This window comes from Vibrio sp. D431a (genome assembly GCF_030248655.1).
GTDB classification, from domain to species: Bacteria; Pseudomonadota; Gammaproteobacteria; order Enterobacterales; family Vibrionaceae; genus Vibrio; species Vibrio alginolyticus.
Window position 1 is genome coordinate 329474 of sequence record NZ_JAHGAP010000002.1, and the last position, 18500, is coordinate 347973.

General features: G+C 43.7%; 20 protein-coding genes. 6 read left to right on the forward strand and 14 right to left on the reverse strand.

Annotated elements, in window-relative coordinates; translation table 11 throughout:
* Nucleotides 1-12: 12 nt before the first annotated feature.
* From fliL to fliD, 5 genes are read right to left on the reverse strand one after another with little or no spacing between them, the layout of a single operon-like run.
* On the reverse strand, nucleotides 13-513 hold the full coding sequence (fliL, locus tag KJB35_RS03725; RefSeq protein ID WP_104976426.1) for a flagellar basal body-associated protein FliL: 501 nt from the start codon (nucleotides 511-513) through the stop codon (nucleotides 13-15).
* Nucleotides 514-535: 22 nt separating this feature from the next.
* Nucleotides 536-1609, reverse strand: coding sequence for a flagellar hook-length control protein FliK (locus KJB35_RS03730; RefSeq protein WP_065275489.1), 1074 nt, complete (start codon nucleotides 1607-1609; stop codon nucleotides 536-538).
* Entirely contained in the window at nucleotides 1606-1926 is a 321-nt protein-coding gene (locus tag KJB35_RS03735; RefSeq protein WP_005375013.1) for a hypothetical protein, read from the reverse strand. Before KJB35_RS03735 ends, KJB35_RS03730 begins: the two co-directional genes overlap by 4 nt.
* Nucleotides 1910-2296, reverse strand: a complete 387-nt coding sequence (fliS, locus tag KJB35_RS03740) for a flagellar export chaperone FliS (RefSeq protein WP_005375014.1) — start codon at nucleotides 2294-2296, stop codon at nucleotides 1910-1912. Before fliS ends, KJB35_RS03735 begins: the two co-directional genes overlap by 17 nt.
* Nucleotides 2297-2328: 32 nt before the next feature.
* Nucleotides 2329-3675, reverse strand: coding sequence for a flagellar filament capping protein FliD (gene fliD, locus KJB35_RS03745; protein WP_031781075.1), 1347 nt, complete (start codon nucleotides 3673-3675; stop codon nucleotides 2329-2331).
* A 415-nt stretch (nucleotides 3676-4090) separates the two neighbouring features.
* On the opposite strand from fliD, the gene KJB35_RS03750 reads away from it, so the two are divergent.
* Nucleotides 4091-4378, forward strand: a complete 288-nt coding sequence (locus KJB35_RS03750; RefSeq protein ID WP_005375016.1) for a hypothetical protein — start codon at nucleotides 4091-4093, stop codon at nucleotides 4376-4378.
* Nucleotides 4379-4448: 70 nt separating this feature from the next.
* On the opposite strand, the gene lafA is transcribed toward KJB35_RS03750, so the two are convergent.
* The 9 genes from lafA to KJB35_RS03795 form a co-directional block, all read right to left on the reverse strand.
* Nucleotides 4449-5300 (reverse strand): lateral flagellin LafA, encoded by an 852-nt coding sequence (gene lafA / locus KJB35_RS03755; RefSeq protein WP_005375019.1) that lies wholly within the window; start codon nucleotides 5298-5300, stop codon nucleotides 4449-4451.
* Nucleotides 5301-5601: 301 nt separating this feature from the next.
* Nucleotides 5602-6372, reverse strand: a complete 771-nt coding sequence (locus tag KJB35_RS03760; protein WP_005375023.1) for an EAL domain-containing protein — start codon at nucleotides 6370-6372, stop codon at nucleotides 5602-5604.
* A 19-nt stretch (nucleotides 6373-6391) separates the two neighbouring features.
* Complete coding sequence (gene flhA, locus KJB35_RS03765) at nucleotides 6392-8482, reverse strand: flagellar biosynthesis protein FlhA (protein WP_005375024.1); 2091 nt, start codon at nucleotides 8480-8482, stop codon at nucleotides 6392-6394.
* A 31-nt stretch (nucleotides 8483-8513) separates the two neighbouring features.
* Entirely contained in the window at nucleotides 8514-9641 is a 1128-nt protein-coding gene (gene flhB / locus KJB35_RS03770; protein ID WP_005375025.1) for a flagellar biosynthesis protein FlhB, read from the reverse strand.
* Nucleotides 9638-10414: a flagellar biosynthetic protein FliR gene (fliR, locus tag KJB35_RS03775; RefSeq protein ID WP_005375027.1), complete on the reverse strand. Its 777-nt coding sequence runs from the start codon at nucleotides 10412-10414 to the stop codon at nucleotides 9638-9640. The genes flhB and fliR overlap by 4 nt, the downstream gene beginning before the upstream one ends.
* The gene (gene fliQ, locus KJB35_RS03780) at nucleotides 10414-10683 is read right to left on the reverse strand and encodes a flagellar biosynthesis protein FliQ (RefSeq protein ID WP_005375036.1); all 270 of its coding nucleotides are present in this window, start codon (nucleotides 10681-10683) and stop codon (nucleotides 10414-10416) included. Before fliQ ends, fliR begins: the two co-directional genes overlap by 1 nt.
* 12 nt (nucleotides 10684-10695) lie before the next feature.
* Nucleotides 10696-11454 carry a flagellar type III secretion system pore protein FliP gene (gene fliP, locus KJB35_RS03785; protein ID WP_005375037.1) on the reverse strand — a complete coding sequence of 253 codons (759 nt, stop codon included), beginning with the start codon at nucleotides 11452-11454 and terminating at the stop codon, nucleotides 10696-10698.
* 18 nt (nucleotides 11455-11472) lie between these two features.
* Complete coding sequence (gene fliN / locus KJB35_RS03790; RefSeq protein WP_005375038.1) at nucleotides 11473-11844, reverse strand: flagellar motor switch protein FliN; 372 nt, start codon at nucleotides 11842-11844, stop codon at nucleotides 11473-11475.
* Nucleotides 11841-12659, reverse strand: coding sequence for a FliM/FliN family flagellar motor switch protein (locus KJB35_RS03795; RefSeq protein ID WP_182016681.1), 819 nt, complete (start codon nucleotides 12657-12659; stop codon nucleotides 11841-11843). Before KJB35_RS03795 ends, fliN begins: the two co-directional genes overlap by 4 nt.
* Before the next feature lie 379 nt (nucleotides 12660-13038).
* Here KJB35_RS03795 and KJB35_RS03800 point away from each other — a divergent pair, with 379 nt between their 5' ends.
* From KJB35_RS03800 to KJB35_RS03820, 5 genes are read left to right on the forward strand one after another with little or no spacing between them, the layout of a single operon-like run.
* On the forward strand, nucleotides 13039-14058 hold the full coding sequence (locus KJB35_RS03800) for an OmpA family protein (protein ID WP_213907558.1): 1020 nt from the start codon (nucleotides 13039-13041) through the stop codon (nucleotides 14056-14058).
* Nucleotides 14058-15389, forward strand: coding sequence for a sigma-54-dependent Fis family transcriptional regulator (locus KJB35_RS03805; RefSeq protein WP_031778880.1), 1332 nt, complete (start codon nucleotides 14058-14060; stop codon nucleotides 15387-15389). Before KJB35_RS03800 ends, KJB35_RS03805 begins: the two co-directional genes overlap by 1 nt.
* A 15-nt stretch (nucleotides 15390-15404) precedes the next feature.
* Nucleotides 15405-15761, forward strand: a complete 357-nt coding sequence (gene fliE, locus KJB35_RS03810) for a flagellar hook-basal body complex protein FliE (RefSeq protein WP_005375045.1) — start codon at nucleotides 15405-15407, stop codon at nucleotides 15759-15761.
* A 3-nt stretch (nucleotides 15762-15764) separates the two neighbouring features.
* Nucleotides 15765-17516, forward strand: coding sequence for a flagellar basal-body MS-ring/collar protein FliF (fliF, locus tag KJB35_RS03815; protein WP_005384024.1), 1752 nt, complete (start codon nucleotides 15765-15767; stop codon nucleotides 17514-17516).
* Nucleotides 17485-18498 (forward strand): flagellar motor switch protein FliG, encoded by a 1014-nt coding sequence (locus KJB35_RS03820; protein ID WP_005375048.1) that lies wholly within the window; start codon nucleotides 17485-17487, stop codon nucleotides 18496-18498. Before fliF ends, KJB35_RS03820 begins: the two co-directional genes overlap by 32 nt.
* Nucleotides 18499-18500 lie beyond the last annotated feature (2 nt).

Consider the following 18500-nt stretch of genomic DNA (forward strand, 5'->3'; position numbering starts at 1 on the left):
GGTTGTGCTCCGTTATTGCACAACATATTTAGTCAACAAAACATCGTCGATTTCTCGGACGATGTCTGTTTTAGCAAAAGCGAGTAGAAGCGTTTGCTTCACTTCGTCTTGCAGAATATCGATGGCACCCGCTTGCTGTAACTGATCAAACGTTTTGTCGCTAAACAGTTTTAATAGAGAGTTTTGTACCATAGGCATGTATTCATCGATCTCTTTGATACGCTCTGGGCGGCGTGTCTCAATTGCCAGTTCTAGCATCACAAAGTGAGTCTGTTTCTTGCCTTTAACGGTCAAAACGACTTTGTCCAAAGGATGGAAGCTAGGACCTTTGCTTGTCGGTTGTTCTGTGACCAAAAAAGACAGTGGAGAGTCTTCGATCAGTGAACCAGAGTCAGGTGACTCTTGAGCGTGTTTGTTTAAGTACCAGATTCCGCCAATAATTGTGACGGCCGAAACGAGGGCACTGGTGATGATCATGGCGATAAACAGGGCGATCATTTGTTGTTTGGTCATAACCTTTTTCCTCGAAGATTTACTAAGCTTGAGTGCTTAGCCAGTGTTCTGAATAGTTAGTTGTTGTCGTGGTTTGGAATGCACCAGATTCTCGTGCGGCGAAAATATTGGCGTCTTCTTCGTTTGCATGTGGGTCATTTCGACCTTGGTTTTGATCAGAGCCAACATTGACATCGACATGAACGAAGTTTTGCTCTTGTAACTCAGTACGCAATCGTTCCGAAACTTGCATTAAAGCTTCTCGTGTTGCTGCGGCATTGGCGTTGATGTGGACACTCAATCGGTCACCTTCAACACGTACAAGTAAATCCAATTTCCCTAAGTCTGGTGGGTCTAGGCGGATTTTTGCTTCTTGTACATTTTGTTGAGCTTGGAGCGTCACGCGATCATGTAATACTTGCATCATTTGCTCCCCCCACTTTCCTGCAGTGGTATCAACACGCACCGCTGCCCACTCAGAGCCTTGAGCTTGAACATGACTCGTCGCAACCGGTGAATGTGCAGGTTGTGTTGTAGGAGCTTGTGCTTGAAGTAGAGATGCGGTTGGTTGCCCTTGAACAGGTTGATTCAAAAGAGTTTGAAACTCAGCACCGGAGATAGGCAAACGCGAACTCGATGAAGTCGGCAGACTTTGCTTCACATCTTGTTTTGATGATGTGTTTAACATAGCGTTAGACGAATCTTGAGTAACAGACTTAACTTCGCTCGCAGTCATTAAAGATGACGCTTTTCCTAGTTTCTCAGCCTGCTTCTCTGCCATGGTAATCATACCCTGGGTTAAAGCTTGAGCTTGCGCTGCAAGATCAGTCGATTCTGTTAACCCTGGTGTACTGGTCAAGTTGGCATCCGGATCTGAAGCTGAGCGGTCATCAGTATCAAAACCATGACTTTGTACTTTGTTTGCGCTGTTCAAAGTAGAGGCCGTAAGGTGAAAACTCGGTACCGCTGACGCAGAGTTAAAGTCTTGCTCACCATTCTGCTTGTTCCCTGATTTAAAACCATGAGAAAAGCCGTGTACCGAGTTCGCTTGCTTGATGTGACCCTCATTGTTAGCTGGCGAATTACCCGAGTGCTGAGTTGAAGAAGGTATGATCATTGAGTTAGCTCCATGGTCATTGCTAATTGATAGGCCATAGCGCGTTCTTGATGGTCATTGACCATGTTCATCTCTTTTTTCAACTCGTTGGTCGACTTCTCTAATACTGCGAAGGCATTAGCGTGCACTGTTTTCGCTCGCTGGATTTCAGGTGCAAGCTTAGGATCTTTCAAAAAAGGCTTGTGACTGATCAAAAGCTCTCGCAACTGCAAGTCGTACCGCTTGAGCGCATGCCAATCGGCCGTTTTTGCGGCGAACTGGATGAGCTGAGATAAATGACGGAATCGCTCTGGCGATACTTTATGCTTGTTGTCCAAAATTCATCCAACCTTCACGAATGTTACCCATTACACGCTCAACGTTAACCAAGCGATTTGCATCGTTTTGCACGCTAGCGTAATAAAGTTCGACTTGGCAGAAGTCATAAAGCTGGCGTAGGTTTTCCGCAATTTCACCGCCGTTTTCATCATCTAGAGCACTTGTTAGTCCAATCAAGATGTTCATGCATTTGTTGATTCCATTCCCTTTCTCGGCCAAACGATTTGCGGCTAGGTGGCCGCGAATACGTTCAACTTCATCGAGTAGGCCATCGATTAACATGATGACTAATTGGTGTGGATTTGCTGCTGCCGCTTGAGCGTCGAGATCGACTTGTTGGTACGAATCGTAACCAGAATCCATAAGCATGAATATTTCTCCTAAATTTGGAACCAAATGTCTTATTTTTGAGCATTAAACATGGACATGGTTTGGTTCATTTGGGTCATAATTGAATTCATTTGAGTGAATTGTTTGAGGTAGCGGTTGTACGACATTTCGTACTTACGCTCTAAATTGGTTTGTTTATCTTTGATTCGGTCTAAGCTTGACTGTATTGCGTCTTTACGCGTGCTGAAGGTACCTGATGAGAACTTCAAGAAGGGCTCTACCATCGCGTCAAGAGAATCTAGCAAAGCGTCATCCCCATTAAACAACGCCTCTAAGCCTGCGCTATTTGTTTGTTGAGCTTCTTTGAACTTTTCTTGATCAACTTTCATTTTACCGTTGCGGTCTAGGCTCACGCCGATTTCGCTTAGGCGCATACCATTGTGTTCACCTCGGATTAACCCCGTTAACTGACTCTCAATAGAACGCAATGTCGAGTCGCTAGCGAGCACGCCGCGTTTCTGATCTTCACCGCCAATTTGGGTGTACTGATCGATAGTCGAAACAAGGGCATTGTAGGTTTCCACAAACTTATCTAGTTGTTCTTTAGTGCCTTCGCTATCAGCTCCGATTTTTAAACCGATTGGCGAATCTCCCGCGGCTTGCGGTTTAGATACGGTAATGTCAACACCGTCGATGACACCTTCAAAAGTATTACTTGCGTTGGTTAGTTTCAGGCCTGAGTCTTTTGCACCTAGCCACATAACCGCATCTTGCGGAGCGTTAATTTGCTTGAGGTTGGTGAAGGCGTCTTCAAACCACGCTTGGCCAGTACCCGTTGCAGATACGTTGATCTTATTTTCGACACCAGTCTCAGTGCTCGATAGCATAAAGTGTGTTTGACCATTCGAGCGAACTAGAGTGGCGTTAACGCCAGGGTTATCCGTGTGATTGTTAATCGCACTGGCTAAATCACTGATCGTTGCAGTGCCGTCACCATTAACATCAACGGAGGACAAGTCTAGAGTCATTGTTTCACCGTTGATGGTGAATTCTAAAGATCCAGTTGTTGGTACTTCTGTCGTCGCCTCAAGGTCTGCAGGCATTCCTGTAGATACTTGATGCGCCGTTGCCACTTTTTCTACAAAAATCTGATAGTTACCCGTTAGCGCTTTAGCATCCGCGTTTGCAGTAAAGTTACCTTCTTGAGAGAGTGTCGCACTGTTTTTGATGATGCTGTTTGTGCTGTTATTCATCTCTTTCATTGCAGTACGAAAATCACGTAGTGCGCTTTCAACTTTATTAAAAGCTGACAGTTGTGACTGGTACACATTAGCTTGCGCTTGGTAACGGTTTTTGAATGGGTTTGTGTCCAATTGTGCGAATTGGGTTGCCATTTTTACTGGGTCTAAAGAACTCATGAGGTGTGCTCCTCTCATCTCTTATTGGCTTGAATACTTTGAATGCTACGCCTTAGTTTAATTATCAGTGGCAAGATGCGTGCCGTATATTAAATTCAATTAAAACAAAGGTTTAAAGCTATTTTGTTTTCTTGGGAGGAAGTGGTGTTTCCACCTTGTTTGTTCCGCCTTCCTCCATGGAAAAAGTAATTTACTTATAAGAAAAGGCGACCTAAACAAAGAAAATATTTAATTGTATTGACGGTTCTAATTAGGAGAGATGTTTTAATTAGACGTTATATTCAGCCTTTACTTCAGCTTGATTCAGATAATTCTTACAGAGTGCATTAATTGCGTTATGATATTATTTTTGATAGTGCGATGTGCAAGTGTTCTCACTAAAAATTAAATTTTTACGTTTCAAAGAATGTCAGTTATGAATGAATTTGCGTTGCGATTGATGAAATGTGCTCGTGCATATGAAGAGTTCATTAACAAAAAACTATTAAGTAAACAGAGCATCAATTCTGATGAGATAGCTAGTATCTTAAAGGAAGCTAAGTTCAATTTTCCTGAACTTAGAGATAGTAAAATAGGAAGCAAATTAGAGACGATAGAATTAGAACTGTTTAATAAGGTTTTATTTAATATTATGTTGAAATTCGGATTCAGAGTGCCTGAATCTCACAAAGATAATACGAGCTCTATTTATATTCGTAGATAAAAATAAAGCCTTCCATAGGAAGGCTTTATAATTAAGACGATTTAAATTAAGCGCACTATTAACTAAGTAATTAGCGTAGTAGTGACATTGCCATGCTTGGAAGCTGGTTAGTTTGAGACAGAACAGTTGTACCTGCTTGCATCAACATTTGGTTCTTCGTCATGTTTGAAGACTCTACTGCAAAGTCTGTATCCATGATACGACCTTTAGATGCTGTAACGTTTTCTACCATGTTACCAAGGTTAGCCATTGTGTGCTCAAGACGGTTGATGTTCGCACCGAAGTCTGCACGAGAGCTACCAATTTTTTCTACTAGACCGTCAGCGCCGCTGATTTTGTCTAGTGCTGCTTTTGCTTTAGTCGCGTCATCGATACCATCTGTAATTGCTGCATCAGCAAGGATAGTAGTGATTTCACCGATACCTGCGCTTGCGCTTACAGTCAATGTTTCAGCAGAAGATGCACCGATTTGGAATGTTACGTCACCTGCACCGAAGCCGCCGCCTTTAAGAAGGTTTTGACCACCGAACTTAGTGTTGTCTACGATGTTGTTTAGTTCTGCAGTAAGCTGTGTGAACTCTTTGTTAAGAGACGCACGGTCTGTTGCACTGTTTGAACCGTTCAACGATTGTGTAGCAAGGTCGTTCATACGGTAAACGATGTTTGTCATTTCATCCATTGCACCTTCAGCAGTTTGCATCATAGAGATGCCGTCTTGTGCGTTACGCATTGCTACTGACATGCCGCGTGTTTGCGCTTCTAGACGGTTAGCAATTTGAAGACCAGCAGCGTCATCAGCAGCTGAGTTCACACGGTAGCCTGTGCTTAGACGTTCCATTGCTGTGTTTAGAAGTCCGCTTGTTGTGTTCATTGTGTTTTGAGTTACAAGCGAAGCGTAGTTAGTGTGCATTGATAAAGCCATCTTAGTCTCCTTAGTTAGTCACTATATCTTTCAGGCCTCGGGATATTCCCTTGTCACTAACTAGAGGCGGTCGGTCGGCTTTAATGATTAATTTGAAAATTAAAAAATTTCTAAAAAAGATAAAAATTGATGATTTTTAGTGATTTGTATTCCATGAAAACCGGGAAAATCATCATATAAGCCTAAAATTTTTAGTTAAGTTAAAGAAACTATTGCCCAATGATCTTGTGGTTATCCGTTATAAATAAAAAAACAGCACGAATAAATCGTGCTGTTTTAAATATAAATGGTTGAGTTTCAACTATTCCTCATCAAAAGACTGAAAGGAGAGAGAGGTTGGGATATCGCTGAAATAACCAAAATAATAACTGGCACCCAATAAACGATAGCGGTTAAGTTCCGTTTGACTCGCTACACGTCCGGCAACCCAAGTATATTTATGCTTTCTTAAGAACTTAGCAATAGGTAGGAAAGCGTGTCTTTCTTCTTTATCCTCTAGTGTGACTGACAATTTGATCATATCGGGACTAAAGTCTGCGACGCGCTCGAAGTTCACTTGCGATGTCGCGACTTCAAACCAAAGTGAATATGCATTCTCTTTTAACTTTTTGGTGAGTGTGGCGACTTTATCACGATCACATAACGTTTCATCAGCTTGAAGAGAAGGAATCACATGTTGAAAAGCAGAAGAGTGGAATTGAATCGTCTGTTCGAGGAAATAAACCCCAGGCTCCCACAGTAATGCATCCACGCGAATCGGCACGACAACATTACTAATCAAGTCGTGATGAAAGGCTTCTAACTGAAATTGTGTTTGTCTTAGTGCAAGGTAAAGACTGAACAAATCCAGGCAGTACTGCATTTGTTCAGAGAGTTTGAATTGATAGACACTTTGTTCTCCACGCATACCAAATCTCAACGTCAGGTGTTGGAATTCTACTTCTCCTGATTGAGCTTCCCTAATTGCTTGGCATGCGTGTTGGACATCATTGTGTTTTAAAGCATCAAAGACTAATTGATCGTCATCCGTGACGATATGTTGTACTGCGAGACCAACCAAATGTTCGTACATCGCATGTGTTGAAATAAGATTAACCAAGGTTTCCTACCACATTGATTTGTTTGTTTTCTGGGATTTCGTTGTAAGACAATACTGCCAGCCCTTGTGTAAATGTACGAGCGTAACGCGCTAGAAGAGGGCGCAGCTGTGGCATAACGAGAAGGATCGGAGGCAGCCCCTGTTGCTTAAGCTGTTGTCTGATCAATGGCAAGTTTTGTTGGAACTGACCAAGAATGTTTGGCTCAATTGGGAAGCTATCTAGTGTTACCGTACCAGAAGATTGTGCTTGTTGCAGTGAAGTTAGTAGCATTTGTTCTAGCTCATCAGACAGTGCGTAGACATTTAACTCGTTCTTTTGTCCTGCAATTAAGTTAACAAGCGTACGCTTTAGTGCACAGCGCACATCAGATGCAAGTAGGATCGGGTCCTTTGTATTTTCCGCGGATTCCAACATTGTGTTGGCAATCGTGCGAATATCTTTTAGTGGCACTTGGTCTAATAAAAGCTGACGATATACTTTCAGCTGCTGCGCTGGATTAAGTGCTGCTGCTAATGCTTCTGCTAGTTTCGGGGCTTGTTGTGTCAAACGCTGGGTTATTGCTTCCACATCGTCGTGCGTAAACAATTCTGCAAGGTTTGTCTTCATGATTTTACTAATATGAGTGGCAATAACAGTGCCATCATCGACAACTTGGTAACCCATATTAAGTGCTTTTGCTTTATCTTGATGCTCAATCCACACAGCTGGCAACTGATAAGCAGGATCGCTACCCAAAATGCCATCTACCTCACCGTAAGTTTCGCCAACCGCTATCGCCATTAAACGCTCTGGTTCAATAAAGCCTTGCTCAATGACTTCGCCATTTAGAGAAATTGTGTATTGGTTTGGCTTAAGGCTCAGGTTGTCACGAATACGAACTTCAGGTAATAAAAAGCCAACTTGTTCAGAAAGGTTTCGACGCACACCGCGAATTCGTTGTGATAAGGGTGCCCCTTGTTCTTTGTTGACTAGATGGACGAGTCGGTAACCAAGCGCAAGTGATAATGTTTGGACGTGAGGAATATCATCCCATGTCAGCGGTGTATCATCGTCTTGCATTGCTTGTGAAAGTGCTTCGACCTCTTCGATCTGGGAGTCTTGCACTGGCTTCTTGGTTTGACGCCACCCTGCGAACGCTAATGCGCCAGCAAACGCAAAAAAGGCTAGGTGTGGCATACCCGGTACCATACCGATTACCGCCATAATACCTGCGACAGTAAATAGCGTTGCAGGAGTTGCCAGTAATTGCTTTTGCATGGTTTCCGACATGCCATTATCGCTATCATTAATTCGCGTAACGATAATCGCGGCAGCCGTTGCCAATAGTAGTGAAGGAATTTGAGCAACTAGACCATCACCGATTGTGAGTAGGGCATAAGTTTTAAAGGCGTCAGACGCAGCGAGTCCATGCTCGAAGACACCAATACTGATACCACCAATGATATTGATAAACAGAATCAACAAACCTGCGATGGCATCGCCACGCACAAACTTTGATGCACCATCCATCGAACCATGAAAATCGGCTTCGTTGGCGACTTCTTTACGGCGTAAGCGAGCCGTTTCCTGATCGATAAGGCCAGCGTTTAAGTCGGCATCAATTGCCATTTGTTTGCCTGGTAAAGCATCCAACGTAAAGCGGGCTGAAACCTCAGAAATACGTTCACCACCTTTGGTGATTACGACGAAGTTGATGATCATCAAGATGACGAAAACCACCATACCAACGACGTAGTTACCGCCAATGACGACTTCACCGAATGCTTGAATGACCTTACCCGCTGCGTCACCACCATTATGTCCTTCTAGGAGTACAATTCGCGTAGAAGCCACGTTCAATGTGAGACGTAATAATGTTGCGACCAGCAAAATAGTTGGAAAAACAGAGAAATCTAATGGTCGCTTTGCGGTTGTGCTGACCAGCAATACTAGGATTGCTAAGACGATATTAAAGGTAAACAGCGCATCCAGTAGCAGAGGAGGCAAAGGAAGAATCACCATTGCTAATATCATTAGCAAGACGATTGGAATGCCAACGTAGCCTTTGGTTGATGTTTGAAGTTGTTTTAACCGGTTAAGCATACTTTCGTGTCCTTGGATAAACGCGGGTTAATCAGTGCTGCAAATGTTTTGGAATCGAAAAATGAGGTAAAGGAATTGGCTCTTTTCCCTCACCTTTACGAAAGGCTTTCAATTGCAAAACGTAAGTAAGAATATGTGCCACTGCGATGTACAGTTGGCTTGGGATTGCTTGTTCAATCGCCGTCGTGTGATAAATCGAACGGGTAAGTGGCGGGGAGTTAATGATTTCCACTTTGTTTTCTCGGGCGATCCGTTGAATGTGCATAGCAGTTTCGTCTACGCCTTTTGCGACGACAAAGGGCGCGTCAGAAAGCGAAGGCTCGTATTTCAGTGCGACTGCGTAGTGCGTTGGGTTTGTGATGATCACGTCAGCCGTCGGCACCATTTTATCGATCTTACGGCGCGCAAACTGTTGCTGTATTTGACGAATACGTTGCTTTACTTCCGGACGACCTTCATTATTTTTAAATTCCTCTTTCAATTCTTGTTTCGTCATGCGGAGTTCTTTTAGGTGTTCCCAACGCTGATAAGGAATGTCGATAACCCCAAATAACAACAATGCAAAGCCCATTAAGAGTAAGCCTTCAAACAGAATTGACATTACTAGAGAAAAACCTTGGCTGAGCGGGAGATTTTGCATGCCAAGTAATGGCTGTAAGTGGTTGTCTAAGTAGCCATATAAGATGCCGAAGATGACCGCTACTTTGAACGTCGACTTTAAGAGCTCAACCACTGAGCGGGTCGAAAAAATGCGCTTTATCCCGCTCAAAGGATTAATTTTGCTGAGCTTTGGCATTACGTTCGCGGGACGGAACATCCAGCCGCCTAGCACAAGGCTACTACCACAGGTCACGATAATAATGACGGTAAACAATGGTAATAGCATGTCTATGATGACCGCTAAACTTTGTCCCAATTGCTCGACAAGTTGTTTAGGATTTTCTAGGTCGGCTCGCGTCAGCATCATGTTGTAGCGAAAGATACCCGACATGCTTTCCCAAATACTATTAAGCTGAGAGTAAAAGTAGAGCGCCACCGCTAGAAATATCACCGCAGTAGTAAACTCTTTCGCGCGAGGAATTTGTCCTTCCTGGCGGGCTTTCTTTACCTTCTGCGGTGAGGCTTTTTCAGTTTTGTCTTGAGAAGATTGATCGCTCATGCTCCCCCCAACATAAAGTTACTCAAGTGTCTAATGGTGTCGTGAACGAGCGCCGTGTAGCGACCAGGAACACCAGAAACTGAGATTAATACGCTGAATAGACCCAGCAGCATCGTCATAGGAAAACCTAACGCATAGACATTAAGTGATGGTGCGGCTCGGTTCATTACACCAAAACTGATGTTGGCTAGAAGCATGGAAACAATAGCGGGCAAAGCCAAAGCGAGTGAAGAGGCAAACATCCAACCGAAAATGTTGACAACACCTTGCAGAGAAAGCGATGTGATACCAGATCCGACTGGCCAAACAACAAAGCTTTGAATCACGATATCTATGACGAGTAAGTGTCCTTCTAGCGCGAGGAACAACAAGGTTGAGAAAATCAGAAATATGCGTCCCAAAATGGCGACAGAAAGCCCGTTAATAGGATCATTCATCATCGCCATACCTAAGCCCATTTGCAGAGAAATCACCTGGCCAAGCATGGTGAAAACGTTAAAGAGCATGTGCAAAATTAACCCAAACATTACTCCCCAAATAGCTTGCTCAAAAGCAAGGAACAGGGAAGTCATAGAGAATAACTCGACTTGTGGCATGGGTGGCATTAACGGTCCAGTAATGACAACGATCGAGAGGGCCAGTAAAGTACGAACCCAAACAGGAATAATCGCATCACCAAAGAAAGGCATTGAAATAAATACGGCTCCCACACGAAAAAACGGCCACCAGAGTTGACCGAGTATCGCCGAGAGCTCTGCAAATGTGATGGCCATTAGCCAATCATCCCTGGTATGTTGTGGAACAAGAAATCAAACAGTTCCATGATCTTACGTAGCATCCAGTGACCTGCAAAAATCACCATTAATAAGGTAACGAGCAAACGTGGCAAAAAGCTGAGTGTTTGCTCGTTGATTTGTGTGGCAGCCTGAAATACGGCGATACACAAACCGACAATTAAGCCTGGAACAACCAATACGGCAACCATCAAAATGATCAGCCATACTGCATCGGAAAATAACGTTACGGTTAGTTCTGGGGTCATAACTGCTCCTAGTTAACCGAAGCTGGCAGATAAGGTGCCAACTGTCATTGCCCAACCATCCACGAGTACAAATACCACCAACTTAAAGGGAAGTGAGACAATCAAAGGTGATAGCATCATCATACCCATTGCCATCAGGACACTGGCGACAACCAAGTCGATGACCAAAAACGGGATGAAAAGCATAAAACCAATTTGGAAGGCGGTTTTCAGTTCACTAATGACAAATGCAGGCAAGACAACGGCAAATGAAATATCCTCAACGTTTTGGTCGAGAGGCTCATTGGCAATACGTAACATTTGTTCAAGAGAGCTTTGGTGCGTCTGTGCCAACATGAACTCTCTCACTGGTTTCTCTGCAACAGAAAAAGCCTGTATTAGCGTGATTTCGCCGTTGTCGTATGGCTGAAACGCATTTTCATAAATATCGCTCCAGACAGGGCGCATAATCAGTAACGTCAATGCGAGAGCGATCCCGACCAACACTCTGTTAGGTGGGCTTTGTTGAAGACCAAGAGCTTGGCGCAAAATCGCAAGGACAACGACAATTCGAGTAAAGCTCGTCGCCATCAAAATAAATGCTGGAAGAAAACTGAGCGCCGTCATCAACAACAGAATTTGCAGTTTAACGCTGTATTCTTGTTGTGTGTCGCCATCAGAAACGGACAAGATAGTTAAGCCGTTGTCAGCCGCCATTGTTGGGAAAGCAAACAAAAGTGACACCAATACCAAAAGAGGTAACCAACGGTGCCAAGCGCTCAGATTTTTCATTGTGATGCCTACCTAAGATTATTGACCAACGCCACTCAATGCAGAGTCATGTACATCGATCAGACGAAGTCCATACTTATCATTGACAACGACAACTTCAGCGTGGCCCATAAGAGAACCGTTTACTTTCACGTCTAAAGGCTCGCCATTGAGCTTTTCCAACTCGATAACCGTGCCTTCACCCGCTTTCATTAAGTCCCCAAGTGGGATCTCCTTACTCGCAACTTCCAGCGTGACTGTGACAGGAATGCTTTTGAAAAAGCTAAGGTCACGTTCCGCAGTGGCTGGTTCTTGTTGGAGCGTATCTTCGGCTTCAAAGTCTTCTAATTGAAAATCATCAAAGTTCAGTTCTTCTGCGTCGAATGCATTAGTTTCTAGCGCTTCGCTCATCGCTGCGGTTCCTTATCAGGGTTAAAGATCAAAACAAGTTGGCCGTCTTGCTCGGCAATACGACCTGTAAATAGAGATTGGTTGCCAATGCTTACTGGAACCGTGTTAAGAAGCTCAATAGGTAAAATATCGTTGGGTTGTAAGCCAACCACATCACTTAAAGGCATCTTCTTTTTACTTAGAACAACGTTCAGTCGAACGGGGGTCGTCTCTAAAGAACGACAGAAAGGTTGAAACAAATCGGTATCAGGTTGCAGTTCAAGCTGCTCGATCAGCGTTTGAATAAGATGACCATCTAGCTTGAGATGAATTGAGCCTTGATGATCGTCAAACGCAATGTTTAATTGAACGTTAATGCCAATTCCTCTAGGGGTCTCATACTCACCCGTGTCCCACATTTCACCAGGAGCAAGCCAACCGATGATGATTCGACTGATGCGCTCTTGTAAACGTAAGTCACTGGCCGTCAGAGTAGCGGCTGAACGCTCTGCACTTGCACCATAAAATCTATCAGCCAACTTTATTAGCGTGTGAGGGTTACCATGGATGAATACCATGCCGCCTTCCTGATGTTGATAGGTCGACGTTTGCTCTTTGTCCATCTCAACCGATGTAAAGCGGTGCAAGTCTACTGAGGTTAAGCTAGCTTCCACTTTTCCTGTGCTGAGCCAATTTTGTAATTCAGTCGTAAGGTTTGAGCAAGATTCTGAAATTAAATTATCGAGCTTCTCACGAATGATATGAATAGGTTTGCCTAATAATTCTACATCAAGTAGTTGACTATCAGAAATAGGCTCGCTAACTCTATTTTTCATTTATATTTTACCGTGCGTTAACAATCGAAAGTGTTTTAACTTAATGGCGTGTAGTCTACACAGAAATTTTAATGATCTTTTAGCTCCAAACTCTAAGATTGTGACTTTAGTTCACATGTTGCTTTGTTCATATAGTCATAATCTTTTAATGAAATTTAAAAAGAGTTAGTTTTCTTTATAAATCGCTTAATAAATAAAATAACAATGTTGAGCGTTTTAGTTGTTATAGATTTTTTAAATTGCCTTTATGGCGTAACAACAATTTCAAATAAATAAATTATAAAATACTGTTTTTTATGCTTAAAGCTTCCGTTGGAGGCTAAGCGTGCTCTCTTGAGCGTTTTGTAACCAATTTTAATATTCAGAATAGGTAATTAAAATGATTAGCTATGCCAGTTCTCTCGGCTTGGTGGCATATTTAATTAAACGGTTTAAGTCATGGGAATGTGAGATATACATGAATCATGTCCGTTTGATAATTTGTAACACAATTATTGTTATCAGTTTTATTTTTTCAAAAGTGTCATATTCAGAAGAAGTCTTAACAATCCCTATGGACCTCTCTAAATGGACATATGAGGGAAATAAATTCAAATGCAACTTGTTGCAATCAAATAAAGACTATGGGAAGTTTTATTTCCTAGCGGAACCTAATAATAAATTCTATTTTATTTCCGATATGGAATATGAAAACAATAAATGGAAAACGATTGCTTTAACAACTCAAAATGCTCCTTGGGGTGATGAGCTTTATAGAAAAGAATTTGGTTCCCTTGAATTTACTAAGCCGTCTCAGCGTTTCATCTTTAATAAAGGCGCTGAAGAATTCATGGATTCAATTGCTTCGGGTAGTTGGGTGACGCTGTCACTTAAAGGAAGTAATGCTTCCTCTGTTTCAGAGATTGTGATTCCTACTCTTCAAATTCAAAACGCATTGAAATCATTTAATGCGTGTCGCGCGCGATTGCCTAAATTGTCTTTTTCAGAGGCAAGGGATATGGCGCTCTCATTTGAGTTTGGTCAGAAGACGTTAAGTCGTGGACAGAAAGCAACACTAGAAGCGCTGTATAGCTATGTATCTGTGGATGATCGAGTGACCAAAATCCTCATCGACGGTCACACCGATAACGTTGGTTCAAGTTTAACGAACCTTTCTGTGTCACGTACTCGAGCAGAGCAAGTCACCAATGCTTTGATTGAGCTTGGGGTCGACGAGTCGATGATCGAAACACGAGCTCATGGTTCACGTTACCCAATTGCCAGCAATAACTCGGTTAATGGCCAAGCAAAAAACCGACGTGTCACCCTGCGTTTAGTGAGGGACAACGAGTATACGGCTACGAAACACCACCCAGATCTACAATCACAAAATCAACAAACGAAAGTTAAGGTTCAATGATGACGAAAACGAAAATTTTGTTGGTTGAGCCAAATGAAGCTCTTGCTCAACCAGTATTGGATGTGTTGCAAAATGCAGGTTACACCGCGAAACACACTCGTACTGGTCGAGGCGCTTTGCTTGAAGAGCGAGCAGAAATCACTTTAGTGAGCTCTACGCTGCCGGATATGTGTGTTCGTGAGTTTGTCGCGTGTCACCAAAAGCAGCGAAATTCGGGTGTTGTTATTGCGATTGTCGACCAAGAACAAGGCATCTTGGCTGCTGAGACGATGAAAGCGGGCGCTACTGATTATCTATTACGCCCATTTGAATCTAATCAGTTGGTTAATCTGCTTAAACGTGTTGAAGCGTTAGGTAAGCCAATGGCCAACATTGTTGCAGAGTCTTGGAGAAGCAAACAAGTTCTACAATTGGCGCATCGTGCAGCATGTACTAACGCGAGTGTGCTTATTACAGGTGAATCGGGAACGGGTAAAGAAGTGCTGGCGCGATATGTGCATGAGCACTCTCCGCGTATCAATGGTCCATTTGTGGCGGTTAACTGTGCCGCCATTCCAGAGTCAATGTTAGAGGCTGTGCTATTCGGTCATGTAAAAGGCGCGTTCACCGGAGCGACAAATTCTCAAAGCGGTAAGTTTGAAGAAGCAAATGGCGGGACGATTCTGCTTGACGAGATTGGTGAAATGTCACCTGCGGTTCAAGCGAAATTGTTACGCGTCCTTCAAGAGCGTGAAGTAGAACGTGTTGGTAGCCATAAAGCCGTTCAGCTCGATATTCGTGTTATTGCGGCAACCAACAAAGACTTACGTGAGGAAGTTCAAAAAGGCACGTTCCGTGAAGATCTTTATTATCGATTAGATGTGCTGCCTCTGCACTGGCCGCCTTTGCGTGAAAGAAAAGAGGACATTCTACCGATTAGCCAATTCTTTATTGAAAAGTATCAAGATAGTAGCCGCTGTCACCTATCCCAAGATGCGATTAGTGCGCTGAGTCAGTATCACTGGCCGGGCAATATTCGTGAGTTGGAAAATGTCATTCAACGCGCTTTGGTCATGCGTCATGGTGATTACATTACAGCCCATGACCTGATGCTGCCTATTGAGCTTGTCGCGTCAGTTCCTACAGCAGAGCCAACTTCAAGTTTTGGTCATGTAGAAGCGAAGAAGCAAGCTGAATATCAGTTTATTTTGGAAAAGTTACGTCAGTTTGGTGGAAACCGAACGAAAACCGCAAACGCGCTTGGAGTCTCTACTCGAGCGCTACGCTACAAGCTCGCAGCAATGCGAGAACATGGTATTGATTTACAGTCGGCACTAGGCTCGGCTGCCTAATAGGAGAAAAAATAGATGGCAAGTCAACCTACTCATGCGGTCTCGGCAGAGCAACTTATGTTGTCAAAAATGCAGGCGATGCAGGCACAAGTGCAGCCGCCAGAGTTTATCGTGAGTGCAAATCCTTTAGATCAACAATCACTAAACGCACCTTTATCGTTCTCACAAGCGATGACAAATGTGTTGGATACAGTGAATCAACATCAATCAGTGGCTAGTCAAAAAATGACGGCCGTAGAAACAGGAAAAAGTGATGACCTAGTTGGTGCAATGGTCGCGAGCCAAAAAGCCAGCTTGTCCTTTAATGCTTTGATGCAAGTGCGCAACAAAGTCGTGACCTCATTTGAAGATATTATGAAGATGCCGGTGTAATTCATGTCAGAACTAACCCCCCAAGTCGCCGGAAACACAGCTATGGCTACCGGCACAGCACAGACATTTTCTACTGCCAACGGCATGGACGATGTGACAACGAAGCTGAAGCAAATCTGGTCTAGCAGTCAGAGAAACTTAGTGCTATCTGCGGTGTTAGCTGCGATTGTTGCAGCGATTATTGTGGTTGCACTATGGAGTTCCTCGCAGAGCTTTCGTCCGCTCTATAGCCAGCAAGAGCGTTTTGATATCGGCGAAATTGTGTCGGTATTAGAAAGCGAAGGCGTAAGCTACCGCATGCAAGAGCAAAATGGACAAGTTCTTGTACCAGAAGGTGAGGTTGCGAAGGTACGCATGTTGCTTGCATCAAAAGGTGTTAAAGCTAAGCTGCCGACAGGTTTGGATTCGCTCAAGGAAGATAGCTCTCTTGGTACGAGCCAATTTATGGAAACGGCGCGTTATCGTCATGGTTTAGAAGGTGAGTTAGTACGTACTATCATGTCTTTGAACTCAGTAGCGAACGCGCGTGTTCATTTAGCAATACCTCGTCAAACTCTATTCGTCCGCCAAAACAGTGAGAATCCATCAGCATCTGTCATGCTTGAGCTCAAACCTGGTGAAGACTTAAAGCCTGAACAAGTTGAAGCGATCATTAACCTAGTGGTTGGCAGTGTCACGGCAATGAAGCCAGAATTTGTTTCTGTCATTGACCAGTACGGCCGTCTTCTTAGTGCGGATGTCGCTTCTGCGGAAGCCGGTAAAGTAAACGCGAAATATCTTGAATACCAGAAGAGTGTTGAAAAACAGATCATCCAACGCGCAGCAGACATGCTTACGCCGATTGTGGGGCCGAGTAACTTCCGCGTACAAGTCGCTGCCGATCTGGACTTTAGCCAAGTTGAAGAAACACAAGAAATTTTGGATAACGCGCCGGTTGTGCGTAATGAGCACACCATTCATAACAACTCGGTTGATCAAATTGCGTTGGGTGTTCCAGGTTCTCTAAGTAACCAACCGCCAGTGACAGGATCTGGTGAAGTGGAAACGAACGACAGCCAAAACACGAATGCGCGATCTGAAGTGAATCGTCAATATGCTGTAGGTAGTAGTGTTCGTCGTACTCAATACCAACAAGGCCAAATAGAAAAGCTTAGTGTCTCGGTTCTGTTGAACTCCAAAGCTTCGCCAGATGGTGTTGCGTGGAGTGAAGCCGATAAAGAGCAAATCTCAAACATGATCATGGATGCTGTTGGTATCTCTGCCACACGAGGTGACAGCTTAAGTTTAATGAGTTTCAACTTCACCCCAATCGAAATTGATGCTCCTCCTGCACTGCCGTGGTGGCAAGACCCTACAGTACAGCAGCCAATACGCTACGTTATTGGTGGCTTGTTAGGCTTGGCGATGATCTTCTTCGTACTGCGTCCATTAATCATGCACCTGACTGGCGTTGATAAACCTGTGCCTGAGCTAAATTTTGCTGAGCCTCAGGAAGAGCCTGACTACGAAAACTTGCAAACGCGTGAAGAACGCGAGCATGAAGAAGTACTTGATCGCCGCCTATCTGAAAAAGGCATCTCAGCCTCTTCAGGTTTAGATGTAAACAGCGACATGCTACCACCAGCAGGTTCGCCATTAGAAATTCAATTGAAACACCTACAGCTTATTGCTAATGAAGAGCCAGAGCGCGTAGCCGAAATACTGAAACAATGGGTAAACATCAATGAACACAGTTCTATCAAAGCAGACGCTTAGTTATGTTGAACAAACCGCGCTCGTGCTATTAGGCATGGGCGAGGATGCCGCAGCGAAGGTTTTGCAACACTTTAGCCGTGATGAAACCCAGCGTGTGACTCGTGCAATGGCGAAGTTAAATGGCATTAAGAGCGATTCTGCTCGTGGTGTTATTCAAACTTTCTTTGAAGATTTCCGTGAGCACAGCGGTATTCGAGGAGCCTCTAAGGAATACCTATCTAATACATTGCGCAAAGCGTTGGGTAACGATTTGGCAAAAGGGTTATTAAATACCTTATATGGCGATGAAATTCGCAACAATATGCAGCGCTTACAGTGGGTGGAAGCAGAAACTCTCGCTCGTTTCATTGTGAATGAGCACCCACAAATGCAAGCAATTTTTCTAGCGTATTTGCCAGCGGACAGCTCTTCAGCGGTATTGAAGCACTTGCCACAAGATTACCATGACGAAATATTGTTCCGTATTGCTCAATTGCAAGATATCGATCATCAAGTTGCCGTTGATTTGCATGAACTCGTTGAGCGTTGCATCGAAAAAGTATCCGCAAGTCAAAGCACGCCGTTATCAGGTGTTAAGCAAGCAGCAGATATCATTAACCGCTTTGAAGGTGACCGTGGTTCATTGATGGAAATGCTGAAGTTGCATGATGAAGATGTTGTTAATGCAATCGAAGAAAACATGTTCGACTTTATGGTTCTTGGCCGACAACGCGAAGAAACTATGGACATGTTGGTGCAGCAAATCCCGCTAGAGTTGTGGGCAGTTGCGCTAAAAGGTTCCGATATTACCTTACAACAAGCTATTAAGCGTTCAATGCCGCAACGTATGGTGAAAGCGCTAGAAGATGACATGGACGCACGCGGCGCTGTTGCGTTAAGTCGAGTTCAAAAAGCACGTCAAGACATCATGCAAATGGTACGTGAGCTGGATGAATCTGGTGAAGTTCAGCTGCTTCTCTATGAAGAGCCAACGGTGGAGTAAGG